Origin of the sequence: Paracoccus sp. TD-10, assembly GCF_048270675.1 — a bacterium.
Lineage (GTDB): Bacteria > Pseudomonadota > Alphaproteobacteria > Rhodobacterales > Rhodobacteraceae > Paracoccus > Paracoccus pantotrophus.
On the sequence record NZ_CP182418.1, the window covers coordinates 1,284,189 to 1,309,432 of the forward strand.

Consider the following 25,244-nt stretch of genomic DNA (forward strand, 5'->3'; position numbering starts at 1 on the left):
CAGTTAAATGAACACTCGTTCAATAAATGGAGGAGATGGCCGATGTTCACCGCGGGAATGCAGTTCGACCTGGGCGAGGACGTGAACGCCCTGCGCGACACCGTCCATCGCTGGGCGCAGGAGCGGGTGAAGCCCATCGCGGCCGAGGTCGACCGCAGCAACGCCTTTCCGAACGAGCTGTGGCGCGAGATGGGCGCGCTGGGCCTTCTGGGCATCACCGTGTCCGAAGATCTTGGCGGCAGCGGCATGGGCTATCTGGCGCATGTGATCGCCACCGAGGAGATCGCCCGCGCTTCGGCCTCGGTCAGCCTGTCCTATGGCGCGCATTCCAATCTTTGCGTGAACCAGATCAAGCTGAACGGCACCGACGAGCAGCGGGCGAAATACCTGCCAGACCTGTGCAGCGGCAAGGCGGTCGGCGCGCTGGCCATGTCCGAGGAAGGCGCGGGCAGTGACGTGGTCGGCATGAAGCTGCGGGCCGAGAAGAAGAACGACCGCTATGTGCTGAACGGCAACAAATACTGGATCACCAACGCGCCCGACGCCCATACGCTGGTGGTCTATGCCAAGACCGACCCCGAGGCCGGCAGCAAGGGCATCACCGCCTTCATCGTCGAACGCGGCATGAAGGGCTTCTCGACCAGCCCGCATTTCGACAAGCTGGGCATGCGCGGCTCGAACACCGGCGAGCTGATCTTCCAGGATTGCGAGGTGCCCTTCGAGAACGTGCTGGGCGAGGAAGGCAAGGGCGTGCGGGTGCTGATGTCCGGCCTCGATTACGAGCGGCTGGTGCTGTCGGGCATCGGCACCGGCATCATGGCTGCCTGCCTCGACGAGGTGATGCCCTATGTCAAGGAACGCAAGCAGTTCGGCCAGCCGATCGGTTCGTTCCAGCTGATGCAGGGCAAGATCGCCGACATGTATGTCGCGCTGAACACGGCGCGGGCCTATGTCTACGAGGTGGCGAAAGCCTGCGATGCCGGCAAGGTGACGCGACAGGACGCGGCGGGCGCGGTGCTTTACGCCAGCGAACAAGCCATGGTGCAGGCGCATCAGGCGGTGCAGGCGCTGGGGGGCGCGGGCTTCCTGAACGATTCGGTGGTCAGCCGGCTGTTCCGCGACGCCAAGCTGATGGAGATCGGCGCCGGCACCTCGGAAATCCGCCGCATGCTGATCGGTCGCCAGCTGATGGAGATCGCCTGATGCGCCTGCTTGTCCTGTCCCTGCTGCTGGCCGCCGGCCCGGCGCTGGCCCAGGACGGCCCGCGATACGATGCCGATGGTTTCGCGAAATGCATTGCGGATGCGGAAGCCGATGCCAGCGCCGCGCCGGGGCTGCGAAGCTGCATTGGCCAGGCCTCGACGCAATGCATGGCGACAGCGGGCGGCGAGACCACCGTGGGCATGGTGGAATGCCTGGGCCATGAGGCGAAGGATTGGGACACGCTGCTGAACGGCTATTACGAGCGGGCGCTGAAGGCCGCCAAGGCGGCGGATGCGGAACTGGCCGATCTCGGCTCGGCCGCCGAACCGGCGGCCCCGGCCCTGCAGCAGGCGCAGCGCCACTGGATCGCCTTCCGCGATGCCTCTTGCCGCTATGAGAGCCTGCGCTATCAGGGCGGCACGCTGGGCGGTCCGGCAGCCCAGGATTGCGTGCTGCGCCTGACGGCCGAACAGGCGCTGCGCCTGCGCGACATCGCGGAGGGGATGGAATGAACCGCCTGGCCGGATGCGCGCTGGCCCTGCTGCTGGCGGCGCCGTGCTTGGCCGGCGATGCCTCGGGCTTCGATCCCGCCGCCATCGACCGTTGCCTTGCCGATGCCTCGACCCAGGGCACCCGCGCCGATTGCGCCGCGACCGGCATGGAAGCCTGCCTCGACTACGCACGCGGCAAATATACCGGCGACGACCCGGATTTTCCGATGGCGAACTGCCTCGACGCCTCGCATCAGGCCTGGGAGGCGAAGCTGACCGGGGTCTACGAGGCGGCGCTGAAGGCCCAGGGAAAGAAGGACAACGGGGCGCAGGAGATGCTGCGCCAGGCCGAGCGCAGTTGGCTGCAGTTCCGCGAGGATCTGTGCAACCAGGTCCGGGACGCGGCGGCCGAGGGCAAGGGCGACCTGGCCCGTGCCCGCTGCATCCGGGACGAGACGGCGCGGCAGGTGGCGCTGCTCATGGCGCTGGTAGACCCGCGATGAACAGGACGGCGATGAGCAGAGACACGCAAAAGGGGCGCCGCCGATGGCAGCGCCCCCCGCAAGGCCGTGACGGCGGCCTAGAACTTGATCACATAGCTGATGCCGGCAACCACCGGATCGACATCGACCGAGCCGATATTGGCGCCGTCCAGCTCGACATCGGCATTGATGTCGATCCAGCGCAGGTCGGCGCGCAGGGCCGAGCGGTCGTTGATCCAGTGATCCACGCCCAGATGCGCGGCCAGGCCCCAGCTGTTCTTGACCCGCAATTCGCTGCCGGCCAGCGGCCCCTTGGCCTCGCCGTCCCAGAAACCGGTGAAGTTCACGCCCAGGCCGACAAAGGGCTTCCAGCGCGGATGCATGTCAAAGTGATATTGCAGCGAGACGACCGGCGGCAGGTGCTTGACCGTGCCGATCTCGGTCCCGTTCGACTTGATCGAATGCTTGAAGGGCAGGGCGCCCAGCACCTCGATGCCGATATTGTCGCGGATGAAATATTCGAAGGTGATGCTGGGGCGGGCGCTGTCGTCGATGCTGATCGGCGTCGGCCCTGCCAGCACGCCATTGTCCGATTTCGGATTCACATGCGCGATCCCGAAGCCGAGCGTCCATTCGCCTTGCGATTGCGCAAGTGCAGGCGAAGCAAGCGCGGCAAGTGCCGCGGCAATGGCAAGCTTGTGTCTCATGGCGATCCTCTCTTCTTGTCGCATGTCCGCTCATCGCGCCTTGCTTCGGGCTTCGACGTTGATCTGGATCAAGATTTCCGCTTTTGGCCGACCTGCGACAAACTGGCGCAGATCTCCGGCACCCTGCCCGAAAGGATGATGCGATGAAGCTTGGCACCTCGGTCCTGCCTTCCTCGGAAACCTTCCGCGCCAATCGCGCGGCGCATCTGGCCATGCTGGAAACCGTGCGCGAGGCGGCGCTGGCCGCGGCGTCGGGCGGCGGCGCGAAGGCGCTGGAGCGCCATGTCGCCCGCGGCAAGATGCCGCCGCGCGAGCGGGTGGCGAATCTGCTCGATCCCGGCTCGCCCTTCCTGGAGATCGGCGCCACGGCCGCGCATGGCATGTATGACGGCGCCGCGCCCTGCGCGGGCGTGATCGCCGGCATCGGCCGGGTGCATGGGCAAGAGGTGATGGTGGTGGCCAACGATGCCACGGTCAAGGGCGGCACCTATTACCCGATGACGGTGAAAAAGCACCTGCGCGCGCAGGAGATCGCCGAGGAATGCCAGCTGCCCTGCGTCTACCTGGTCGATTCCGGCGGCGCCAACCTGCCCAACCAGGACGAGGTCTTTCCCGACCGCGACCATTTCGGCCGCATCTTCTACAACCAGGCGCGGATGTCGGCCAAGGGCATCGCGCAGATCGCCGTGGTCATGGGCAGCTGCACGGCGGGCGGCGCCTATGTCCCGGCCATGTCCGACGTGACGATCATCGTCAAGGGCCAGGGCACGATCTTCCTCGCCGGCCCGCCCTTGGTCCGGGCCGCGACCGGCGAGGTGGTCTCGGCCGAGGATCTGGGCGGCGGCGACGTGCACACCCGGCTTTCGGGCGTGGCCGACTACCTGGCCGAGGACGACGCCCATGCCCTCGCCCTCGCCCGCCGTGCCATCGGGAACCTCAACCGCAGCCTGCCCGCGACCGTGCAATGGCAACCTCCCGAGCCCCCGGCCCATGACCCCGAGGAGATCCTGGGCGTCGTCCCCGCCGACCTGAAGATCCCCTATGACATCCGCGAGGTGATCGCGCGCGTCGTGGACGGCTCGCGCTTCGACGAGTTCAAGGCCCGCTTCGGCGAGACGCTGGTGACGGGTTTCGCCCATCTGGAAGGCTGCCCCATCGGCATCGTCGCCAATAACGGCGTGATCTTCTCGGAGGCCGCGCAGAAGGGCGCGCATTTCATCGAACTCTGCTCGATGCGCGGCATCCCGCTGGTCTTCCTGCAGAATGTCACCGGCTTCATGGTCGGCCGCAAATACGAGAACGAGGGCATTGCCCGGCACGGCGCCAAGATGGTGACGGCGGTGGCGACGACCAGCGTGCCCAAGATCACCATGCTGGTCGGCGGCAGCTTCGGGGCGGGCAATTACGGCATGGCCGGCCGCGCCTATGGGCCGCGCTTCCTCTGGACCTGGCCCAATTCGCGCATCTCGGTGATGGGCGGCGAGCAGGCGGCGGGCGTGCTCGCCACCGTGCGCCGCGAGGGGATCGAGCGCCAGGGCGGCAGCTGGTCGCCCGAGGAAGAGGCCGAGTTCAAGCGCCCCACCATCGAGATGTTCGAGCGCCAGTCCCACCCGCTCTATGCCTCGGCCCGGCTCTGGGACGACGGCATCATCGACCCGCGCAAGACCCGCGACGTGCTGGCGCTGAGCCTGCGCGCCAGCCTCAACGCGCCGATCGAGCCGACCCGCTTCGGCATCTTCCGGATGTGACGGCCATGGACCGGCCCCGCCTCACCACCCTGCAAGGCGACATCACCCGGCTCGCCATGGACGCCATCGTCAACGCCGCCAATCGCAGCCTGCTGGGCGGCGGCGGGGTGGACGGCGCCATCCACCGCGCCGCCGGGCCCGAACTGCTCGACGAATGCCGCAGCATCGGCGGCTGCCCGACCGGCGAGGCCCGCATCACCCGCGGCTACGCCCTGCCGGCCCGCTACGTGATCCATGCCGTCGGCCCGGTCTGGCGGGGCGGCGGGGCGGAGGAGGACGCGCTGCTCGCCAGCGCCTATCGCCACAGCCTGCTCCTCGCCCAGGCCCATGACCTCGCCCGCATCGCCTTCCCGGCGATCTCGACCGGCATCTACGGCTTCCCGGCCGAGCGTGCCGCCCGCATCGCCGTGGCCACCATCCTCGGCCACGGCGCCGGCCTCGAGGTAACTCTGGTCGGCTTCGACGCCGCCAGCCACGCCACGCTTCGCCGTGCGGTGGACGAGGCCCGCCGATGATTTCTCCGTTTCCCCAATACCCCACGGGGGTCCGGGGGTGTGAAACCCCCGGCGCCGCCCGCGCCACGAGGAGCTGCCCATGTTCCAGAAGATCCTGATCGCCAACCGCGGCGAGATCGCCTGCCGGGTCATCGACACCGCCCGCAAGCTGGGCGTGCGCACCGTCGCAGTCTATTCCGAGGCCGATCGCGGCGCCCGCCACGTCGCCATGGCCGACGAGGCCGTGCCGATCGGCGGTCCGGCGCCCAGGGACAGCTACCTGCGCGGCGACGCCATCATCCAGGCCGCGCGCGAGACCGGCGCGCAGGCCATCCATCCAGGCTACGGCTTCCTCAGCGAGAACCCGGATTTCGTCGATGCGGTGACGGCGGCGGGGCTGGCCTTCATCGGCCCCTCGGCACAGGCGATCCGCAAGATGGGCCTCAAGGACGCCGCCAAGGCGCTGATGGCCGAGGCGGGCGTGCCGGTCGTGCCCGGCTATCACGGCGAGAACCAGGACGCCGCCCATCTGGCGGACCAGGCCGACAGAATCGGCTATCCGGTGCTGATCAAGGCGGTGGCCGGCGGCGGCGGCAAGGGCATGCGCCTGGTTGAGCATGCGCGGGACTTCCCGGCCGCGCTGCAATCGGCGCAGGGCGAGGCCGCCACCGCCTTCGGCAACCCGGCGGTGCTGATCGAGAAATACATCCAGCAGCCCCGCCATATCGAGGTGCAGGTCTTTGGCGACGGCAGCCGCGCGCTGCACCTGTTCGAACGCGACTGCTCGCTGCAACGCCGTCACCAGAAGGTGATCGAGGAAGCCCCGGCCCCCGGCATGACGCCCGAGATGCGCGCGGCCATGGGCGCGGCCGCCGCCCGCGCCGCCGAGGCCATCGGCTATGCCGGCGCCGGCACGGTCGAATTCATCGTCGATGCCAGCCAGGGCCTGCGCCCCGACGGTTTCTGGTTCATGGAGATGAACACCCGCCTGCAGGTCGAGCATCCGGTGACCGAACTGATCACCGGCGTCGATCTGGTGGAATGGCAGCTGCGCGTCGCCAGCGGCGAGCCCCTGCCGGCCCGGCAGGAGGATCTGACCATCACCGGCCATGCCTTCGAGGCCCGGCTCTATGCCGAGGACGTGCCGGCGGGCTTCCTGCCCGCCACCGGAACCCTTGCGCATCTGCGCTTTCCCAACCATGCCCGGATCGAGACCGGGGTGCGGCCCGGCGACGCGATCTCGCCCTGGTATGATCCGATGATCGCCAAGATCGTCACCCATGGCGCGACCCGCGCCATCGCGCTGCGGGCACTGGAATCGGCGCTGGTCGATACCGAGGTGGCGGGCTCGGTCACCAATGTCGATTTCCTGATCGCGCTGACCCGGCACGAGGGTTTCGGCAAGGGCGAAGTCGATACCGGCCTGATCGCCCGCGACCTTCAGGCGCTGGTCGCCGCCGCCGAGCCCGATCCGCGGGCCAAGGCCCTGGCGGTCCTCGGCCTTGCCGGATTGGACGATCCGATGCTGCGCGGTGGCATCACCCTTTGGCAGCCCCTGCGCCGCACCATCGCCTGGGAGGGCGGCGAGGCGGTGCTGGAGGTGCTGGGCCCCGGTGCCGCCCGCGTCACGCTGGACGGCAGCACGCATGAGATCGGCTATGAGGGCGGGCGCTGGTGGGTCGACGGCAGCCCGCGCCGCTCGCGCATCGTCAACCACGCCGCGGGAACCAGCGTCTTCGGCGGCCGCTCGCTGACGCTCGCCCCCCTCGACCCGCTGGCCCGCGGCGGCGAGGAGGCGGGCGGCGGCATGACGCTTTCGCCCATGCCGGGCCTCGTCAAGGCGATCTTCGTCGAGCCGGGGCAGCAGGTGGCGGCGGGCGAGCCTCTGGCGATCCTCGAGGCGATGAAGATGGAACACACGCTGACTGCCGCCCGCGACGGTCGCGTGGCCGAGGTCTTCGCCCAGGCCGGCGACCAGGTCGAGGCCGGCGCCGCCCTGATCCGGCTGGAGGAGGAAGAACACGCATGATCCTGCATCACGTCCCCGGCTCGCGCTCGATGCGCGTGCTCTGGCTGATCGAGGAACTGGGGCTCGATTGCGAATTGCGGCTCTGGTCGCTGACCGACGGCAGCCTGCGCAGCGCCGCGTTCCGCGCGCTGTCCCCCGCAGGCCGCATCCCGGCGCTGGAAATCGACGGCCGCGCCATCTTTGAATCCGGCGCCATCCTGCAATACCTGACCGAGCGCGAGGGCAGGCTGGCCCCGAAACCGGGCGCGCCCGAGCGCGGCGATTTCCTGGAGTGGGTGCATTTCGCCGAGACCCAGGCGAATATCCTGCAGGCCCTGAACATCCACCATATCTTCCTGCGGCCCGAAAGCGCGCGCTCGATCCCGCTGATGCGCCTCGACACGAAACGGCTGGCCGTCACCGCCCGGGCGCTGGACGACCATCTGGCGGGGCGCGAAACGCTTCTGTCCGGGTTTTCCGCTGCCGATTGCATGCTGGGCTTCAATATCGAGGCGCTGTTTCGCTTCCTGCCCGCCGCCGACCATCCGGCGCTGGCGGCCTATCGCGACCGCATGACGGCGCGTCCCGCCTATCGCCGCGCCCTGGCCCGTGCCGGGGGCGACGCGATCTATGACCGCGATTTCTACGAGGTGCCCGATGTCCAGGGTTGAGATCTTCGAAGTCGGCCCCCGCGACGGCCTGCAGAACGAAAAGCGCCCGATCCCGGCGGCGGAAAAGATCGCGCTGGTCGACCTGCTGTCGCAGGCCGGCTTCCGGCGCATCGAGGTCACCAGCTTCGTGCCGCCGAAATGGGTGCCGCAGATGGCCGACGCGGCCGAGGTCATGGCCGGCATCGCCCGGCGGCCCGGCATCCGCTACGCGGTGCTGACCCCCAACCTGCGCGGCTACGAGGCGGCGCGGGCGGCCGGCGCGGACGAGGTGGCGATCTTCGCCTCGGCCTCGGAAGGCTTCTCGCGCGCCAACCTGAACGCCAGCATCGCCGAAAGCCTGGAACGCTTCGCGCCCGTGGCCGAGGCGGCGCGGGCCGACGGCATTCCGCTGCGCGGCTATGTTTCGGTGGTGACGGATTGCCCCTTCGATGGGCCGGTGCCGCCCGCGAATGTCGCCCGCGTCGCGGCCGCCTTGCGCGACATGGGCTGCTACGAGGTCAGCCTGGGCGACACCATCGGCCAGGGCCGGCCCGAGACCATCGATGCCATGCTCTCCGCCGTGCTGCAGGAACTGCCGCCCGACAGGCTGGCTGGCCATTACCACGACACCGCCGGCCGGGCGCTGGAGAATATCGACGCGAGCCTTGCGCGTGGGTTGCGGGTCTTCGACGCCGCGGTCGGAGGCCTGGGCGGCTGCCCCTATGCGCCCGGTGCGGCGGGCAATGTCGCGACCGAAGCCGTCGCCGCCCATCTGGCTGCGCAAGGCCATGACACCGGGCTCGACATGGCGGTGATCGAACGGGCCGCCGCCATGGCGCGCGCGATGAGAGGAGGAGCATGATGGAGGCGATCCGCATCGACACCGACGCCCGCGGCGTGGCGCATCTGTGGCTGGCGCGCGCGGACAAGCACAATGCGCTGTCGGCGCAGATGATCCGCGAATTGACCGAAGCCGCCCGAGCGCTCGGCGCCGATCCGGCGGTGCGCGTCGTGGTGCTGGCGGCCGAGGGCAAGAGCTTCTGCGCCGGCGGCGATCTGGGCTGGATGCAGGAGCAGATGCGCGCCGATGCCGAGACCCGCCGGGCCGGCGCCCGCGAACTCGCCATGATGCTGAACGCGCTGAATACCCTGCCCAAGCCGCTGATCGGCCGGGTCCAGGGCAATGCTTTCGGCGGCGGGGTCGGCCTGATCTCGGTCTGCGATGTCGCCGTGGCCGTGCCCGAGGCGCGCTTCGGCCTGACCGAGACCCGGCTCGGCCTGATCCCCGCCACCATCGGCCCCTATGTCCTGGCCCGCATGGGCGAGGACAGGGCGCGCCGCGTCTTCATGTCCGCGCGCCTCTTCGACGCGGGCGAGGCGATGCGGCTGAACCTGCTGGCGAGCCTTGCCGATGCCGCGGTGCTGGACGCGGCCGTCGAGGCCGAAATCGCGCCCTATCTCTCCTGCGCCCCCGGCGCGGTGGCGGCAGCCAAGCGCCTGGCCCGCCGCCTCGGCCCGCCCATCGGCGAGGCCGAGATCGAGGCCAGCATCCAGGCCCTGGTCGATGTCTGGGAAGGCGACGAGGCGCAGGAAGGCATCGCCGCCTTCTTCGACAAGCGCAAGCCACGCTGGCAGCCGGGCTGAGGCGCTGGCCCGGTATCTTCTTCGTTCCGAAAATACTCATCGGAAGATTTTCTGCAGGGCCGAGATTGCAGGTTCAGTCGCCGCATCGACGCTGCGCCTGCCCGCGCTGCGGGATTTGGGTATTTGGGGAACGAAGAAGACAACCGGCGGCATGCCGTCGCAGCCTTGCGCCTATTGCATGTCAGGACTTCGCGGCAGGCGGCTTGGCGGCATATGGTCGCATCTGTTAACGCTAGCGGGCCTGATTTTCCCAGATCCGCCAGCCCTGAAGGTGCCGCCATGCCGCCGCAGCCCAATCTCAAGCTTGCCATCCTTGCCCTGGGCCTTGGCGCCTTCGCCATCGGCACATCGGAATTCGCCGCCATGGGGCTCTTGCCCTGGTATGCCAGCGACCTCGGCATCAGCGAGCCGCAGGCCGGCCATGTGGTGTCGGCCTATGCGCTGGGCGTGGTGGTGGGCGCGCCGATCACCTCGATCCTGGGCGCGCGGCTGCCGCGGCGGCGCTATCTGGCGGCCCTGATCGCGGCCTATGGGGTGATGAACCTGCTGGCGGCGGTGCTGCCGGGCTATGGCACCCTGGTCGGTACCCGCTTCCTGGCCGGGCTGCCGCATGGCGGCTTCCTGGGCGTGGCCATGCTGTTTGCCGCCGATGCCTTGCCGCGGGACCAGCGCGCCAAGGGGGTGACGCAGGTGCTGCTGGGCCTGACCATCGCCAATATCGCCGGGGTGCCGCTGGCCGGGGTGCTGGGGCAGGGGCTTGGCTGGCGCTGGGGCTTTGCGCTGCCCGGCGTGCTGGCGCTGCTGGCGGGCTGGCTGATCCTGCGGCTGGCGCCGCGGGTCGGTGCGCCCAGGGATGCGCAGCCGCTGGCCGAGCTGAAGGCGCTGCGCAATCCGGCCGTCATGCTGATCCTGCTGGTCGGCGCCATCGGCTTCGGCGGGCTTTTTGCGGTCTATTCCTATCTTTCGGCCGCAATCCTGGCGACGACACAGGCGCCGGGCTGGGCGATCCCGGCCGCGCTTTCGGCCTTCGGCATCGGCGGCACTCTGGGCAGCATCCTGGCCGCACGGCTGACCATGCGCCACGGCACCTGGGGCGCGGCCTTGCGGCTGATGCTGTTCATGGCCGCGACCCAGGCCTTCGCCGCCTGGGCGGTGGGCAATTGGGGGCTGATGCTGGCCTCGTCCTTCCTGCTGGGCCTGGGCTCGGGCATGGTGGTGCCCTTGCAGACCCGGCTGATGGAGGTCGCCGGCGAAGCGCAGAGCATGGCCGCGGCGATGAACCACGCCGCCTTCAACGCCGCCAATGCGCTGGGGCCCTGGCTCGCGGGGCTGGCGCTGGCGGCGGGCTGGGGCTGGCGTTCCTCGGGGCTGGTGGCGGTGGTGCTGTCAGGGGCCGGGCTGCTCGCCCTCGGGCTTGCCTGGTGGCAGGCCCGTCTCGCCGGGGACCAGCTTCATGATCGCCCGGCGCGAGTGTGAGGCAAATTCGCGCCGCCACGAGATGAAGAGCACATAGCTGGTGGCCAGGAACAGGCCCAGCGGTCCAGCCAGCCAGCCAAGCGCCCCCAGCGCGAAATAGACGCAGCGCAGCCCCGAGTTGAAGCTTTTCGCCGCGGTGATGTTGATATCGGCCGCCTGCATGGCCAGCGGCAGGGCGCGCGGGTCGTCGGGCTCGTTCGGGACCGAGGCCATGATGATCGCGCAATAGCCGAAGAGCCGGTGCGACCAGACGAAGCGCAACAGCGCATTGGCCACGAAAAACAGCACCACGACGATCTTGATTTCCCATTTCAGCGTCGGCACATGGCCCAGGTCGAACTGGCGCGCCACGCCGGCAAGCTGGTCGGTATTGCCGATCAGGGCCAGCCCGCCCCCCACCGCGATCAGGCAGGCCGAGGCGAAGAAGGCCGTGCCCTCGCGCAGGGTGGTCAGGATGGCGCTGTCGAAGATGCGCGGGTCGCGTGTGATGAATTGTCGCATCCATTCGCGGCGATGCGCCTTCATCAGCACCGTGACCGAAGGATGGGCCTTGGGCGGGTATTCGGTGATCCAGCCTATGCCCAGCCAGGCCAGGAACAGCCAGAGCAGGGTAGCAAGGTCGGCCGGGGTGAGCGGGCCGAAGGCGGTCAGGCCGGGCAGGGCGGTGTTCGGGTCCATGGCGCGGTTCTATCCTCGTGGTCTTGTTGTTGCCAGCCGGCGGCGCGGCGTCTATCCAGCGGTCTGGTTGTCTTTGTACCGGAGTAGATGAAAATGGCAGCACCTCACGCCATCCACGAGGAATTTCCGAACGATGCGGCGCGCATTCACGAGCTGAAGGTCTCGGATGCGCATTTCGCGCGCCTGCTTGAGGAATATGACGCGGTGAACGACGAGGTTGCGGGGGCGGAAAGCCGCCATACGCCGATGTCGGAGGAGGCCGAGAACGCGTTGCGCAAGAAGCGCGCCGGGCTGAAGGACGAAATCGCCCGCATGCTGGCTGCTGCCCGCGCCTGATCGGCCGGTCGCGCGCCGGCCGTACGGCGGCGGCTCGGGAGAGGCAGGAGGCGCGCGCGGCCCCGCCGCGCGCCCTTTTTGCCGGGCGATCCGCGCCTTGGCCCGGACTTGAAAGCCGCGGGCCGCATTCCTACTTCAACGCTGTCGGAGGGCCCTTGCGGCGCCGACGGACCTGCCCGCCCGGACCGGGGGGCAAGCCTTTGTATCGCTTGAAGAAGGATGCGAAACATGCGCAATTTCGACCTGACTCCGCTTTACCGTGCCTCGGTCGGCTTCGACCGCATGGCCGATGTCATGGACCGGGCGCTCTCGGCCGATATCGCCAGCTACCCGCCCTATAACATCGAGAAGACCGGCGAGAATGCCTATCGCATCTCGATCGCCGTCGCCGGCTTTTCCGCCGACGAGCTGAATGTCGAGGTCAAGGACGGGGCCGTCATCGTCTCGGGCCGGAAGGCCGCCGAGGACGAGGGCCGCAGCTACCTGCACCGCGGCATCGCCACCCGCGCCTTCGAGCGCCGCTTCACCCTGGCCGACCATGTCCGGGTCGAAGGGGCGAGCCACGAGGACGGCATGCTGAACATTGACCTGGTGCGCGAGATTCCCGAGGCGCTGAAGCCGCGCCGCATCGAGATCGCCAAGCCGGCGAAGCCGGTGGAAAAGCTGGACGCCTGAGCTTCGGCTGAAGGACGCGGGGGCTGTCATGTGTCAAAACCTCTGATCTACGGTGTCAAAAGGTTTGAGCCTGTTATTCGGGGGATCAGGTGGGAATAACCGATTACAGGCGATAGTCCGGGGGGTGTGGCGAATTTGGCTGCCACACTACCCGGGCGAACCAGCGGCCCGTTGCAACCATTCGTCGATGATTTCCAGCACGTCGCCACGATCTTCATCAGAAAAGCCGATGAAGGGCCGGGCTGGAATGTCGCCCCAGAGGTTTGGATATTCGGCCTTGCGACCACCGGACTGCATCATTGCCGCCTGAATGGCGTTTGACCCAATCGTGGCGGCGTCCTTCTTGGCCTGCATATGGATCTTGCAGTAAAGGTCACCGCTCCGCCACAGAGGCTTCTTTCCGTAGCGATCGCCTGCCTTGCCGTAGCGCCCAGGCGTCACTGGCGAACGCGGCACGAAGGGTGTTCCTTCCGGCGTCATGCCGGCCTTGAAACGCTTCGTGGTTGAGGCAAGCAAAGAATCCCCGAGGTCGTTCATCAGCCCGGAGGTATCCGTCAATGCTTGCTCTATGCCCTGGAATGCTCGGCAAATAGCTGTGTCGTTGATCTCGATTTTAAGCACGGCTGTGTTTCGGCGCGCAAAACTGGCTCTGACGCAGATTGTGTGATGTCCGTATGCGTCCGCTCTACATTCGGTGTGTTTGTTCAAGGAGGTGGACATCATGCCGGCACGCTGCGATGCCAAGCTCTTGCCTGAGGGTGTGCGCGCAACCGGATACAGGGTGGACGGCGCGGTGATTTCGGTTGATGCGGAGATGATCCGGTCCGAAGCGTTCTGTCCCGGGTGCGGCTTGCGGTCGGCGCGCCGACATGGGCGCTATGTCCGCAGTCTCGCAGATCTGCCCGTCCACGGCCGAACTGTTCAGCTGCGCCTTTCGGTTCGGCGGTTCCGATGTCTGATTGCGCAATGCCCGGTCAAGACGTTTGGCGAGGCAGTCCCAGTTTCTCTCGCGCAGCCGCATGGTCGGCGAACGGGCCGCTTCCAGGATATCGTTGCATATCTTGGTCGGGCCATGGGGGCCGACCTGCCCAGGCACTTGGGCGTCGCATTCTGCTGCGCGTCAGCAAAGACACCTTCCTGCGAGGCGCGGTGCGACCGGCGAATGCGCCGTTTCCGCGACCGCGTGTCGTCGGCCTTGACGACTGGGCGTGGCGCAAGGGGCGGCGCTACGGCACCCCGGTCTGTGATCCCAAGCGCCGCGCTGTCATCGGCCTCCTGCCGGATCGCGAGCCCGCGACCGTGGCCGCCTGGCTGCGACGTCATCCGCAGATCGAGATTGTCGCGCGAGATCGGAATGGCGGGTATGGCCGGGCAATCTCACAAGCTCTTCCGGACGCCATACAGGTCGCCGACCGCTGGCACCTTCTCCAGAACGCAAGCGATGCGTTCCTGTCCGCAGTCCGCCGCGCGATGTCGCAAATCCGCAAGGTGGCCTATCATGCCGACCTCGACCCTGGCATCCTGACCGCTGCAGAGCGGCTGCAATATCAAGGGTTTCAGAGGCGCCAGCCGACCAACGCGCTGATCCAGCGCATGGGACGGGAAGGCGTGCCCATCAAGCGGATCCTCCGTATCACCGGCCTCAGCCGTGGGCTCGTCCGTCGCGTGCTTCGCGGCGAGGGTGAAGACGTTTTCCGCCTTCGGCAGAACAGCCTGACACCCTGGTTCCGACACATATCTCCGCAACCATATGCGGATGGAGGCGAGTTGTACGGATGCGAGGAAGTTGTCGTCTCGCTTGTCGTATCGCGTTGCGATGGACCGGAAATGTTTGAGTTTGCCGAAGAACCGTTCGATCTGATTGCGGGCGCGGCAGAGAACCGGATCGAAGGGAGGAAAGCGTTTCCGGGTCGGTATGGGACGGATATTGGCCCGGGCACCGCGTTCGGCGAGCCTATCGCGCAGCCGGTCGCGGTCGTAGCCCCGGCCGGCGAGCAGGATCCGGCCCGCGCCGATGGACCCGACCATATCGTTCCCCGAGCGTCCGTCATGCGCCTGGCCTTCGGTCAGGTTCAGGCGGATCGGGCGGCCGCGGGCATCGACCACAGCGTGGATCTTCGCGGTCAGCCCACCGCGCGCGCGCCCCATGCAACGGGATCGCCCCCCTTTTTCGGGCGGTTCGCCCCATGCTGGTGAACCCGGATCGAGGACGGGTCGATCATCTGGACTTTCCCGTCATAAGCCTCTGACACGGCTTACAGAATGCGCGCCCAATGGCCCGCCTTGCGCCAGCGGCTGAAGCGGTTCACGCAAGCCGTATAGGGGCCGTAGCGCGCTGGAATGTCCGCCCAGGGCGCCCCCGTCCGCAGCCGCCAGAAGATGCCGTTCAACGCCCGCCGGTCATCCACCCGCTTCACGCCGCGCACCTTCGTTGGCAACAAAGGCCGGATCACCTCCCGCTCGAGATCCGTCAGATCGAAGCCTGCCATCCCACCTCCTCATGCATGTGCAGAAGTGAAGCACAACTCAGCCCGGAGTATTTGGAGAACAAAGAATGCCAAGGGGCGCCGGTTTCGGAGCCCCTTTTGTCATGCGCAGCCTGGGTTCGCTTCCCGCGTCTTTCTCCGTTTCAAAAATACCCCGGGGTCCGGGGCAGAGCCCCGGCTCTGCGGGCGCCGCTAGAACTGGCGGCGGGCGCGCAGCGCGGCGGTGATGGTGCCGTCGTCGAGATAGTCCAGTTCCCCGCCGATCGGCACCCCCTGGGCCAGGCCGGTCACGGCGACGCCGGCCGGGGCCAGGGCCTCGGCGATGTAATGCGCGGTGGTCTGGCCCTCGACCGTGGCCGAGAGGGCGAGGATGATCTCGGTGACGTTTTCCTCGGCGATGCGGGCGATAAGCTGGGGGATGCGCAGGTCTTCCGGGCCGATTTCGTCCAGCGCCGAAAGGCTTCCGCCCAGCACGTGGTAACGGCCGTGGAAAGCGCGGCCGCGTTCCAGCGCCCAGAGGTCGGCCACCTCGGTCACCACGCAGATCTCGCCGGTGGCGCGGGCCGGGTCCGCGCAGATCGGGCAGATGTCGGCCTGGGTGATATTGCCGCAGACCAGGCATTCGCGGGCGTTTTCCGCCACGCTGGCCATCAGCGCCGCCAGCTGCGCCATCTGCCCGGCGCGGCGGCGGATCAGGTGCAGAACGATGCGCCGCGCCGAGCGCGGCCCGAGCCCCGGCAGCCGCGCCATGGTGGCGATCAGCGTCTCGATCTCGTCGCCGGAGGCGGTCGACATCGGTCAGAAGGGCATTTTCATGCCGGCGGGCAGGCCCAGTTCGCGGGTCAGGCGGGCCATTTCCTCGGCCGCCTTGTCCTGCGCCCGGCGCTGCGCGTCCTTGATCGCGGCCAGGATCAGATCCTCGACCACTTCCTTGTCCTCGGCCTTGAAGATCGAGGGGTCGATGTCGAGCGCCGTCAGCTCGCCCTTGGCCGTCGCCGTGGCCTTGACCAGGCCGGCCCCGGCCTCGCCGGTGACGGTCAGGCGGTTCAGCCCCTCCTGCATCTCGGCCATCTTGCTTTGCATCTGCTGGGCGGCCTCCATCATCTTTGACAGATCGCCCATGTCGCCAAGGCCCTTGAACATCGCCTAATCCTCGTCCTCGAAGGGATCCCATTCCTCGACCTCGGCCACCGGGCCTTCGGTCAGCTCATGCGGGGATGTATCCTCGCCCGCCGGTTTTTCAACCGCAACCGGCACCGGGATGGGCCGGATCCGGGTGATCTTCGCGCCGGGGAAGGCGGCGAAGATCGCCTGCACGGTCGGGTTCTGCATGGCGCGGGCGCGGGCCTCGGCCTCGCGTTCGGCGCGCCGTTCGCTGATCGTGGGCCGGCCGGGGTCCGAGGTCACGGTCACCGCCCAGCGTTGGCCGCCGGTCCAGCCGCGCAGCCGTTCTGCCAGCCGCTGCGCCAGGTCGCGCGGCGCGTGTTCGGTGGGCTGGAACTCGATCCGGCCGGGCGAATAGCGAACCAGCCGCAGATGGTCCTCGACATCGAGCAAGAGCTTCATGTCGCGCATGCGCCGGATCAGGTCGATCACCGATTCGAAATCCGGGAATCCCGCCAGCGCATCGGGCGAGACGGCGAGCGCCGCGGCGCTGCCATCGGGCCGTGCGGCGACGGGCGCGCGGGGCGCGGCAGCCTGCGGTGCATCTTGCTGCGCCTCGCTGCGCTGTATCGGGGGCGCGGCGCTGCGGCTGAACGCACCCGCTGCGGCGCTGGCCTGCACCTTGCGGATCAGCGCCTCGGGGTCGGGCAGGTCGGCGACATGGGTCAGGCGGATGATCGCCATCTCGGCCGCCATCATCGCATTCGGGGCCTGGCCGACCTCGTCGAGCGCCTTGAGCAGCATCTGCCACAGCCGGGTCAGCGCCCGCATCGGCACCTTTTCCGCGATCTGCTGGCCGCGGGCGCGTTCGTCGGGGCCGATGGTGGGGTCGTCCAGCGCCTCGGGGGTGATCTTCACGATCGAGACCCAATGCGTGATCTCGGCCAGGTCGCGCAAGACCGCCATCGGGTCGGCGCCATCGGCATATTGCGCCTGCAGCTCGGCCAGCGCCTCGGCCGCCGCGCCGCGCAGGATCATGTCGAAGAGATCGAGCACCCGGCCGCGATCCGCGAGCCCCAGCATGGCCCGGACCTGCGCCGCCGTCGTCTCGCCCGCGCCGTGGCTGATGGCCTGGTCCAGAAGGCTGGTCGCGTCGCGGGCCGAGCCCTCGGCGGCGCGGGTGATCAGCGCCAGCGCGTCGTCGGTGATCTGCGCGCCTTCGGCCGAGGCGATGCGGCGCAGCAGCGCGATCATCACCTCGGGCTCGATGCGGCGCAGGTCGAAGCGCTGGCAGCGCGACAGCACCGTGACCGGTACCTTGCGGATTTCCGTGGTGGCGAAGATGAACTTCACATGCGGCGGTGGTTCCTCCAGCGTCTTCAGAAGCGCGTTGAAGGCGCTGGTGGACAGCATGTGGACTTCGTCGATGATATAGATCTTGTAGCGCGCCGAAGCCGCGCGATAGTGAACCGATTCAATGATTTCCCGGATATCATTCACGCCGGTTCTAGATGCGGCGTCCATCTCCATCACGTCGACATGCCGGCCTTCGGAGATCGCCACGCAATGCTCGCAGACCCCGCAGGGTTCGGTCGTCGGGCCGCCCTGGCCGTCGGGGCCGGTGCAGTTCAGCCCCTTGGCGATGATGCGCGCCGTGGTGGTCTTGCCGGTGCCGCGGATGCCGGTCATCACGAAGGCCTGGGCGATGCGGTCCGCCGCGAAGGCGTTCTTCAGCGTGCGCACCATCGCGTCCTGGCCGACCAGATCGGCAAAGGTCTCGGGGCGGTATTTCCGCGCCAGCACTTGATAGGTCTGTTCTTCGCTCATGCACCGGCCTTTCGTGACCGGCGCAGATTAGCGGCCCGGCTCCGGGGCGGCAACCGCTCTCAGGCCGGTTGCCAGTCGAAGGCCAACTCCTCGCGGAAGGCGAAGCGGGCGATGTGGCTGTCGACGATGTGGCGCATATGCGCGGTGGTCTCCTCGGGCGCCTCCAGCCGGATCTCCAGCGCCCCGGGCGTGGCCGCCAGCGTCACCGTGCGGTTCTCGGGCATGGCGATGCGGCCGCGGCTCGGGTCGAACTCGACCTCGAACTTGTGCGCCCAGTGCTTGCAGAGCTGTTGCAGGTAGCGGCTGGCATGCGCGGTCGCCACGCGGCAGGTCGAAAGGATGACGGTCTGGGACATGGGCTTTCCTGTCTTGCGGGTCCGGCTGGCGGCGGCTGGCGGACATGAAAGGGTCACGAATGGGTGAGCCTGCTCGGCCCGGACCCGGTGTCCCCCATATAACCCGGATGAGGCGACGTTCAATCCTGCTGGCCCTGCCGCTGCTGGCGATGCCGTGCCTGGCGCGGGGCGCGCTGCGCGAGATGCTCGAGGTGGTGGACCTGCCGCAGCTGCGCGCCATCGCCATCTGGCGCGACGGCGAGGAGGTGGCGGCGCGCGGCTTCGGCGGCTTCACCCCGGACCGGCCGACCAACATCAAGTCGGCCTCGAAATCCATCGTCTCGGCGCTGGCCGGCATCGCCATCGCGCGCGGGCTGTTTTCCGGCACCGACCAGAGGGTGGCCGAATTGCTGCGCGCCGACCTGCCCGCCGATCCCGACCCGCGCCTCGCCCGGCTGACGCTGGGTCATCTGCTGTCGATGCAGGCGGGGCTGGAACGGCAGTCGGGGCCGAATTACGGGGCCTGGGTCAGCAGCCGCAACTGGGTGCGCGCCGCGCTGGCCGCGCCCTTCGTCGCCGATCCCGGGCAGGGGATGCTCTACTCCACCGCCTCGACGCATCTGGTCTCGGCCATGCTGGCGCGGGCTTCCGGGCGCTCGACCCTGGCGCTGGCGCGCGACTGGCTCGACATTCCCGGCTTTTCCATTGCCGCCTGGGACCGCGGCCCGCAGGGCATCCATCTGGGCGGCAACCAGATGGCGATGAGCACCCGCAGCCTGCTCTGCTTCGGCGCCGCCTATGCCGCGGGCGGGCAGGGGGTGATCCCGCCGGGCTGGATCGCGGAAAGCTGGCAGCCGCGCACCCGCTCGATCTTCAACGGCGAGGCCTATGGCTATGGCTGGTTCATCAGCCGTATCGCCGGCCGGCCGGTGCGCTACGGCTGGGGCTATGGCGGGCAGATGATCTATGTGTTTCCTGCCGGCTCCATGGGCCGGTCGCCGGTTGCCATCGCCATGACCTCGGACCCCGACCGGCCCTCGGCGCGCTCGGGCTATCGCCGCGACCTGCATGCGCTGGCCGGCCGGCTGGTCCAGGCGCTGTAACCCCCCGCCATTTTTCCGTTGCGAAAATACCCCGGAGGAGGCCCGCGGGGACCGGTGGTGACGGCTGACAAGGGGCTTGATACCAGGGCATTTCCTGGCCAAATAAAATCAATGCCTTGCATGGGAAAGTGTCAGAGGTTCGACACCATGGGGCCGAAATCTGGCCGGTTCGCGAAGATGGCGAAAGTCCGTTGACGTAAAATCAATATGTTATAGCTAAAGTTGTAGGCTGTTTTTGCCCACAACCCACGACCTATTCCGATGTTAGATGCTCCTTCATGGACGTGAAGCGCCGCACCAGCTCGCGGGCTTCCTCGGCGGCGTATTCGTCGGAGGTTTGCGAGAAGCCTGAGCCATCCGCCGAGAATCGGCCAGTGAGGCAAGCTGCGATCCGCCGTCTTCTGGTCTCCAGGGACGAGGGGATCGGACGATGCCGAAAGGCAGGAACCATGACGCGGGCTTCAAGGCTCGGGTGGCGCCGGAAGCCGTGAAGGGCGGGCGCATCGTGCCGGAGCTGGCCGCGGAATACCGCGTGCGCCCGACGATGATCCATCAATGGAAGAAGGCGCTGCTCGAAGGGGCATCGGACATCTTCGAACGCGGCGGGAAGAAGGCCGAGATCGATGAGGCCACGATGCGGTCGCTGCACGCCCGGATCGGGGAGCCGGCCGGCGCCAACGCTTCCTGTCCGGAAAGCCCAGGCCCTGGACCGGCCAGTGACGAGGGATCGAAGCCGCCACCGGTTCAAGGCCGATCCCGAACGCGATGATTGAACGCTCCCGTCCCGCGCTGTCGCTCGGGGCGCCATGCCGCCTGCTGTCGATCCCGCGGTCCTCGATCCCGCGGTCCGCGTCCTGTTGCGCAGCAAGGGACGAGACCGGGATGAACCTCGCCCCTATGCGGCTGATCGACCGGCAGTTTCCGGAAACGCCCTGCTACGGCGTGCAGCAGATGACGGCGTGCAGCAGATGACCCGGCCCCTGCACAACGAAGGCCATGCCGTGAACGTCACGCGCAGCCGGCGGCTGATGCGGCTCATGCGCTTGATGCCGATCCGCCGGAAACCCGCTGCCAGCAGGCCCGCGCCCGGGCGCAAGACCTATCCCTATCCGCTGGGGGGGCGGGTCGAGCAACCCGACCAGGTCGGGTGCGCCGGCATCGCCGACCTGCCGATGCGGCGGGGCTGCCTCTGCCCGGTCGCCGTCATGGACCGGTTCCCCCGCAAGCTGCTGGCCTGGCGCATCTCGAACACGCCGGCGGCGGATTTCTGCGTTGCGGCCCGAAACGAGGCGGTCCACCACTGTGGCCCACCCGAGATCATGAACGCCGATCGAGCTTCGCAGTTCACGTCCTGCGCTTGGGTTGATCGGCTGAAACGGGCCGGCACCCGCATCTCGATGGATGGCAGGGGCGCTGTCTCGACACCGTCTTCATCGAGCGCCTCCGGCGATCCCTGATGCATGAATGCGCCTACCCGCACGCCTGGGAGACCGGCGCGCAGGCCAGGGCCGGCGCCGGCAGATGGATCGCCTTCTGCAGCCACCAGAGCGGCCTCGCGCCGCCCATGGCGGACAGCCGCCCGCCGCGGTCTGCGTCAACCAGAGCGAAACCGACCGGCAGAGCCAGAGAGCAGCTTCAATCACCCCAGAGCCCGTCCAATGATCGCGGAGTGGCTCGGCTGTGCCTCGCGCTACGGTCCAGCCCGGTTTCAGGCTCGTCTGCCACAAAGACGCCATTGCGCCACGTCAGGGCGATTTCCGCACCCGTGGGGCCATAGTTCGCCTTCATGGTGCGCAGCACCCGGGCATCGGGGTTCGGTTCGTCGTCGCTCTGGATCACCCGTTCCAGATAGAGCCGCGACCGCACCGAATTGTGCCAGCCGGTGCTGCCCGACATGCCGGTGCCGTTCTGGATGCCCGACAGGGACGGATGCGCCAGCAGCACCACGGCGCAATCGTGCCGGATCGCCAGCCCGTGCAGCATGCCGATGAACTGCCGCGCCTGCGCCCGGTCGTTCTCGTTGCCGGGGAACAGGTCCGCCAGCGTGTCCAGCACCACCAGCGCGGGCGCCAGATCGGTCAGGAAGGCGTCGAGCTCGCCGAACAGGTCGGTGGCCTTCTGTTTCCCGGTGCGGGTGTCCAGTTCCGTCAGCAGCGCGTCTTCGCCCGCCAGGCTGCGCAGGGCAAGCTGGTCGAGGTCGGCGAAGCTCGCCTCCTCGGCATCCAGCACATCGGCCAGGCGGCGGTGCAGCTCGTCCTCATCGTCCTCGGCCGAGACGAATAGGGCACGGCCCCCGGCCACGGTCTTGCCGAGCCAGGGCTTGCCGAGGGCGCAGGCGGTGGCGAGTTGCAGGGCCAGCAGCGATTTGCCCGTGCCGCCATCGCCGGTCAGCAGCGTGACCGTGCCCGAGGGGATCAGGCTAGGCACCAGCCAGTTGCGCGCCGGCACCTCCTTGCCGTCCAGCATGGTCGCGGTGAAGAATTGGCTCTTGCGGGCTTTCGGATCGGCGCGCTTGGCCTTCTCGGCCGCGAAGTTCACCACGGTCGGCCCTTCCTTCGGCGGGCCGCCCGGTGCATTCGCCATTTCGTCGCAGGGGGGCGTCAGCCATGACGCGCCCCTGTGATGTAAGCCACGAAGGACCGCTGGTCGTCCTCGGGCATGCCCTCATGGCAGGCGAGGCAATATGCCTTGCGCTCGGCCCGGCTGGCATTCGTCACCCACCAGCGCGCCTCCCGCATGAGGTCGATCAACAAGGACTGCGGCCAGCCGGGGCGCAGCTGGTCCAGCAGGATTTCGAGGAAGGGAACGCGATCCTCCGGCGCGCAATTCAGCAGCGCCGACACAAGTTCGCTTGCCGCGATCTGCCGTTTCAGGTTATGGTCAAACCAGCTCCAAAAGCTTTTCAGATCGGTCCCGGTTGCGCCCGCCAGCGCGCCGGGATTTTCTTTTGCAGCACCGGAAATGCTATTGGAGCCCGCGCCTGTAAGCTCTTGATCTTCAATAGCGGGGCGGTTTGGATCATTCTGGCTTAGTGGATTGATATTAATGGCTTCCCGGCGTCCTGGCGGGGTCGTCATTCTTCCGAAGAGCATTTAATATCAATGGATAGCCAAGAATGTCTCGCCCACATTCGAGGTGCAGACCTGCAGTCCGTTGGCGATCGCCCGCCATGGGTGCAGGGCGGCTGGCCGATATCCGCCGCTCCGCCGGAGCCGAGGTTCTGCTTTCGTCCCCGCTTTGATATGCTCCCGAAAGCTGCATTTTATGAGATGAGTTCTCGCGAGGCGGATACCGACCATGTCCTTTGCATCTGCAAACGAACGCTACTTCGTCAGCCTGGTCAACCAGGCCCGTCAGGCCCAGGGGCTTCCTGCCTTGTCCATCGAAAAACGGCTCAACGATTCCTCGGAAGGCCATAGCCGCTGGATGCTTGAGGCGGATGTCTTCTCGCATACCGGCCGGGGCGGCTCGTCCTCGCGCGAGCGGATGGAGGCGGCGGGCTTCGATCTGGCGGGCAACTGGATGACGGCCGAAAACATCGCCTATGTCACCATCCAGGGCGAGGCCGACCTGCGCGACGAGATCCGCCAACTGCACCAGAACCTGATGAACAGCCCGGGCCATTACCAGAACATCATGAGCGATGCCGCCTTCATCGGCATCGGGCTGGAGGTCGGCTATCTCACCGTGAACGGCCGCGACTACAAGGTGCTGATGGCGACGCAGAACTTTGCCGATACCGACGGACAGGTGCGCGTCGATACCGGCAGCTTCACCCGCGTTGCCAATCCCGGTGCGGATCTGTCGATGCAGTCGCGCGCCGATTGGCTCTCGACCTTCAACGGCGAGGTTTTCGTCACCCCTGGCCCGGCGCAAAGCACGCCGCGCAACGACGATTATCGCCTGACGGCGCGCAACGATGTCGCCTCGGCCGGGAATGGCAACGACTGGATGGATGGCAAGGGCGGCAACGACACGCTGAACGGCGGTCCCGGCAATGACCGGATCATCGGCGGCGAAGGTTTCGATTCCCTGCATGGCGGCCTGGGCAACGACGTGCTGCAAGGCGGCCCCGGCAACGATACCCTGGCCGGCGCCGAGGGGAACGACCAGCTGCGCGGCGAGACCGGCAACGACCTGATCTGGGGCGGCATGGGGCAGGATCTCATCTTGGGCGGGGTCGGCCAGGACACGCTGGACGGCGGTGCAGGCAATGACCGGCTTTGGGGTGAGCCGGGCAACGATCGCCTGGTCGGTGGCGACGGGAATGACACGTTGATCGGGGGCGCGGGCAACGACGTGCTGATCGGCGGGGCAGGGGCCGATGCCTTCATCTTCCACGACGGCCATGGCGCCGACACGATCAACGGATACCAGCGCGGCATCGATCGGCTGCTGATCGACGATGCCAGGCTGGACGCGAACCCGGCTGCCTTCATTCGCGACCACATGCAAAAGACCGCGAATGGCGTGGTCATCGATTTCGGCGACGGCGACCGGATCGTCATCAACGGCCAGAACCTGACGGTGGCGGGGGTGGCGGACGACATATTCGCGATCTGACCGCCTTCCTTGGCGGGACCGGCCGAGGTTCGGGCCGGTCCGGAAAACCGGGGGTCAGGCGGCGACCGGCAGCCTGACGGAATCGGCCGCGCTACGCGCGCGCGTGCCGCAAGCCGCCAGCAGATAATGCTGCAAATAGCTGCCGGCATCGCCGGTCAGGGATCCGCCCAGCCTGGGATTGATCTCGAATATCTTCGGCTTGCCGTCCACTTCGCGAAAGTCGATGCAGCAGGCACCGTTCGCGAACCCCACGGTATCCAGGATTTCCGTGAACAGATCCCCGTGGCGCGTTCCGTCCCGCCATGCCAGATTCTGGTGGCCGGTATTGATGCCTTTCACATGCGGCATGTCCGGCATATCGAATATCGCCGTGCGGGAAAAAACGATCCTGCCATCGCGCATCAAAAGATAAGCGGATAGTTCGACGGTTCCCGGAACATATTCTTGCAGGAATTCCTGGTCCGGATCGTAAACCAATGGTGCATCCTGGCCGATGCAGCAAATACGCGACAGCTTGCCCCATTCGTCCTTTCGCCGCTTGACGATGATGGGCTTGCCAAGCGGAAGAGCGGCGGGATCGCCAAACATCGCCGGGATATAATCGCCCAGGCCGGCAGCGGCCATGAGCCGGTTGAACGCAAGCTTGTCATGGCAGTTTTCCTGCGCAGCGGAACTGGGGAACAGGGCGTTGAACATGTCGCCCCGGATCCGCCGTTCATCCAGGAAATCCCGATCCCACAGGGTCAAGGGAACGACGGCGTCATAGCCGGACAGATCGGCATGCCGAAGATCCGCCATCTGGCTTTGGATACCGACGGATTGCGCGCTGCGCTCCAAAGCGGCCGACCAATCGGCCTTCATTCCAAACAGAACACTCTTCACAACAAACCTCCCAGACAATCGATAACGGATTGCAATCCGTCAAAGGGACAATCGGAAAACGAACAGACCCAGTGTTGCCCGACAGCTTTCCGCATGAGAAGCTGCCTTTTTGGGCAGCTGTTCCACCGGGCAAGCTTCCAATTCGCGCACCGTGCCGGTTATTCTTGCCGGGAATGCGCTGCGCGGCATGGCATTCCAGATCGGGGCGATGACGGGTGACGGCGCTGCCAACCGCGCGGGCGCCGCGCCGTCCCCTGCATTGTCGCACCATCCGCCCGATTCCCGAAAAGGGTTAGCCGGGGTGCGACAACGATACGCAGGCAGGATATGCCGCGGCTCCCGGCTCCCGGCT

General features: G+C 67.5%; 26 protein-coding genes and 3 pseudogenes. 18 read left to right on the forward strand and 11 right to left on the reverse strand.

Annotated elements, in window-relative coordinates; all coding sequences use genetic code 11:
- Positions 1-42: 42 nt before the first annotated feature.
- From ACNKFW_RS06295 to ACNKFW_RS06305, 3 genes are read left to right on the forward strand one after another with little or no spacing between them, the layout of a single operon-like run.
- A complete protein-coding gene (locus tag ACNKFW_RS06295; protein WP_418024090.1) occupies positions 43-1,203 on the forward strand; it encodes an isovaleryl-CoA dehydrogenase in 1,161 nt (386 codons plus the stop codon).
- Complete coding sequence (locus ACNKFW_RS06300) at positions 1,203-1,715, forward strand: lysozyme inhibitor LprI family protein (protein WP_147428026.1); 513 nt, start codon at positions 1,203-1,205, stop codon at positions 1,713-1,715. The genes ACNKFW_RS06295 and ACNKFW_RS06300 overlap by 1 nt, the downstream gene beginning before the upstream one ends.
- Positions 1,712-2,197, forward strand: a complete 486-nt coding sequence (locus ACNKFW_RS06305) for a lysozyme inhibitor LprI family protein (protein WP_024845081.1) — start codon at positions 1,712-1,714, stop codon at positions 2,195-2,197. The genes ACNKFW_RS06300 and ACNKFW_RS06305 overlap by 4 nt, the downstream gene beginning before the upstream one ends.
- Before the next feature lie 77 nt (positions 2,198-2,274).
- Here ACNKFW_RS06305 and ACNKFW_RS06310 read toward each other — a convergent pair whose 3' ends face one another.
- A complete protein-coding gene (locus ACNKFW_RS06310; protein WP_147428025.1) occupies positions 2,275-2,883 on the reverse strand; it encodes an OmpW/AlkL family protein in 609 nt (202 codons plus the stop codon).
- 143 nt (positions 2,884-3,026) lie between these two features.
- Here ACNKFW_RS06310 and ACNKFW_RS06315 point away from each other — a divergent pair, with 143 nt between their 5' ends.
- From ACNKFW_RS06315 to ACNKFW_RS06345, 7 genes are all read left to right on the forward strand, one after another.
- Positions 3,027-4,631 (forward strand): carboxyl transferase domain-containing protein, encoded by a 1,605-nt coding sequence (locus tag ACNKFW_RS06315; protein ID WP_024845083.1) that lies wholly within the window; start codon positions 3,027-3,029, stop codon positions 4,629-4,631.
- A gap of 5 nt (positions 4,632-4,636) precedes the next feature.
- On the forward strand, positions 4,637-5,146 hold the full coding sequence (locus ACNKFW_RS06320) for an O-acetyl-ADP-ribose deacetylase (RefSeq protein WP_024845084.1): 510 nt from the start codon (positions 4,637-4,639) through the stop codon (positions 5,144-5,146).
- A 79-nt stretch (positions 5,147-5,225) separates the two neighbouring features.
- Complete coding sequence (locus ACNKFW_RS06325) at positions 5,226-7,154, forward strand: acetyl-CoA carboxylase biotin carboxylase subunit (RefSeq protein WP_147428024.1); 1,929 nt, start codon at positions 5,226-5,228, stop codon at positions 7,152-7,154.
- A complete protein-coding gene (locus ACNKFW_RS06330) occupies positions 7,151-7,804 on the forward strand; it encodes a glutathione S-transferase family protein (protein WP_147428023.1) in 654 nt (217 codons plus the stop codon). Before ACNKFW_RS06325 ends, ACNKFW_RS06330 begins: the two co-directional genes overlap by 4 nt.
- Complete coding sequence (locus ACNKFW_RS06335; RefSeq protein WP_147428022.1) at positions 7,791-8,645, forward strand: hydroxymethylglutaryl-CoA lyase; 855 nt, start codon at positions 7,791-7,793, stop codon at positions 8,643-8,645. The genes ACNKFW_RS06330 and ACNKFW_RS06335 overlap by 14 nt, the downstream gene beginning before the upstream one ends.
- The gene (locus ACNKFW_RS06340) at positions 8,642-9,427 is read left to right on the forward strand and encodes a crotonase/enoyl-CoA hydratase family protein (protein ID WP_024845088.1); all 786 of its coding nucleotides are present in this window, start codon (positions 8,642-8,644) and stop codon (positions 9,425-9,427) included. Before ACNKFW_RS06335 ends, ACNKFW_RS06340 begins: the two co-directional genes overlap by 4 nt.
- 279 nt (positions 9,428-9,706) lie before the next feature.
- Complete coding sequence (locus tag ACNKFW_RS06345) at positions 9,707-10,903, forward strand: MFS transporter (protein ID WP_147428021.1); 1,197 nt, start codon at positions 9,707-9,709, stop codon at positions 10,901-10,903.
- Here ACNKFW_RS06345 and ACNKFW_RS06350 read toward each other — a convergent pair.
- Complete coding sequence (locus ACNKFW_RS06350) at positions 10,814-11,581, reverse strand: DUF599 domain-containing protein (RefSeq protein ID WP_418024091.1); 768 nt, start codon at positions 11,579-11,581, stop codon at positions 10,814-10,816. The two genes, ACNKFW_RS06345 and ACNKFW_RS06350, sit on opposite strands and share 90 nt — an antisense overlap.
- A gap of 93 nt (positions 11,582-11,674) precedes the next feature.
- On the opposite strand from ACNKFW_RS06350, the gene ACNKFW_RS06355 reads away from it, so the two are divergent.
- Entirely contained in the window at positions 11,675-11,917 is a 243-nt protein-coding gene (locus tag ACNKFW_RS06355; RefSeq protein ID WP_024845091.1) for a YdcH family protein, read from the forward strand.
- A 228-nt stretch (positions 11,918-12,145) separates the two neighbouring features.
- Positions 12,146-12,592: an Hsp20 family protein gene (locus tag ACNKFW_RS06360; RefSeq protein ID WP_024845092.1), complete on the forward strand. Its 447-nt coding sequence runs from the start codon at positions 12,146-12,148 to the stop codon at positions 12,590-12,592.
- Between the two features lie 147 nt (positions 12,593-12,739).
- On the opposite strand, the gene ACNKFW_RS06365 is transcribed toward ACNKFW_RS06360, so the two are convergent.
- On the reverse strand, positions 12,740-13,213 hold the full coding sequence (locus ACNKFW_RS06365) for a phage virion morphogenesis protein (RefSeq protein ID WP_024845093.1): 474 nt from the start codon (positions 13,211-13,213) through the stop codon (positions 12,740-12,742).
- Between the two features lie 193 nt (positions 13,214-13,406).
- Between ACNKFW_RS06365 and ACNKFW_RS06370 the strand changes: the two are divergent.
- Positions 13,407-13,487 (forward strand): annotated as a pseudogene (locus ACNKFW_RS06370) (hypothetical protein); the annotation flags it as partial.
- A gap of 71 nt (positions 13,488-13,558) precedes the next feature.
- Positions 13,559-14,017, forward strand: a pseudogene (locus ACNKFW_RS06375) (ISL3 family transposase); the annotation flags it as partial.
- Between the two features lie 321 nt (positions 14,018-14,338).
- Here ACNKFW_RS06375 and ACNKFW_RS06380 read toward each other — a convergent pair.
- From ACNKFW_RS06380 to ACNKFW_RS06400, 5 genes and pseudogenes are all read right to left on the reverse strand, one after another.
- Positions 14,339-15,081 (reverse strand): annotated as a pseudogene (locus ACNKFW_RS06380) (IS5 family transposase); the annotation flags it as partial.
- Positions 15,082-15,270: 189 nt separating this feature from the next.
- Positions 15,271-15,873, reverse strand: coding sequence for a recombination mediator RecR (recR, locus tag ACNKFW_RS06385; RefSeq protein WP_024846167.1), 603 nt, complete (start codon positions 15,871-15,873; stop codon positions 15,271-15,273).
- Positions 15,874-15,876: 3 nt separating this feature from the next.
- On the reverse strand, positions 15,877-16,221 hold the full coding sequence (locus tag ACNKFW_RS06390) for a YbaB/EbfC family nucleoid-associated protein (protein ID WP_147428019.1): 345 nt from the start codon (positions 16,219-16,221) through the stop codon (positions 15,877-15,879).
- Positions 16,222-16,224: 3 nt separating this feature from the next.
- Positions 16,225-18,009: a DNA polymerase III subunit gamma/tau gene (locus tag ACNKFW_RS06395; RefSeq protein ID WP_418024092.1), complete on the reverse strand. Its 1,785-nt coding sequence runs from the start codon at positions 18,007-18,009 to the stop codon at positions 16,225-16,227.
- A gap of 59 nt (positions 18,010-18,068) precedes the next feature.
- A complete protein-coding gene (locus ACNKFW_RS06400) occupies positions 18,069-18,365 on the reverse strand; it encodes a DUF2218 domain-containing protein (protein ID WP_147428017.1) in 297 nt (98 codons plus the stop codon).
- A 107-nt stretch (positions 18,366-18,472) separates the two neighbouring features.
- Between ACNKFW_RS06400 and ACNKFW_RS06405 the strand changes: the two genes are divergently transcribed.
- The 3 genes from ACNKFW_RS06405 (at position 18,473) to ACNKFW_RS06415 (ending at position 20,904) form a co-directional block, all read left to right on the forward strand.
- Positions 18,473-19,447, forward strand: coding sequence for a serine hydrolase domain-containing protein (locus tag ACNKFW_RS06405; protein WP_418024093.1), 975 nt, complete (start codon positions 18,473-18,475; stop codon positions 19,445-19,447).
- A 430-nt stretch (positions 19,448-19,877) separates the two neighbouring features.
- Positions 19,878-20,216, forward strand: a complete 339-nt coding sequence (locus ACNKFW_RS06410) for a transposase (RefSeq protein WP_147427978.1) — start codon at positions 19,878-19,880, stop codon at positions 20,214-20,216.
- Positions 20,217-20,415: 199 nt separating this feature from the next.
- A complete protein-coding gene (locus ACNKFW_RS06415) occupies positions 20,416-20,904 on the forward strand; it encodes a DDE-type integrase/transposase/recombinase (RefSeq protein ID WP_211331210.1) in 489 nt (162 codons plus the stop codon).
- Positions 20,905-21,082: 178 nt separating this feature from the next.
- On the opposite strand, the gene ACNKFW_RS06420 is transcribed toward ACNKFW_RS06415, so the two are convergent.
- Both ACNKFW_RS06420 and ACNKFW_RS06425 read right to left on the reverse strand, forming a co-directional pair.
- Positions 21,083-21,988, reverse strand: a complete 906-nt coding sequence (locus tag ACNKFW_RS06420; protein WP_418024094.1) for an AAA family ATPase — start codon at positions 21,986-21,988, stop codon at positions 21,083-21,085.
- 59 nt (positions 21,989-22,047) lie between these two features.
- A complete protein-coding gene (locus ACNKFW_RS06425; RefSeq protein WP_231486879.1) occupies positions 22,048-22,539 on the reverse strand; it encodes a hypothetical protein in 492 nt (163 codons plus the stop codon).
- A 205-nt stretch (positions 22,540-22,744) separates the two neighbouring features.
- Here ACNKFW_RS06425 and ACNKFW_RS06430 point away from each other — a divergent pair, with 205 nt between their 5' ends.
- Complete coding sequence (locus tag ACNKFW_RS06430) at positions 22,745-24,010, forward strand: CAP domain-containing protein (RefSeq protein ID WP_024845423.1); 1,266 nt, start codon at positions 22,745-22,747, stop codon at positions 24,008-24,010.
- 54 nt (positions 24,011-24,064) lie between these two features.
- Here the strand turns inward: ACNKFW_RS06430 and ACNKFW_RS06435 are convergent, their stop codons facing one another.
- Positions 24,065-24,871, reverse strand: a complete 807-nt coding sequence (locus tag ACNKFW_RS06435; protein ID WP_024845422.1) for a hypothetical protein — start codon at positions 24,869-24,871, stop codon at positions 24,065-24,067.
- Positions 24,872-25,244: the final 373 nt, after the last annotated feature.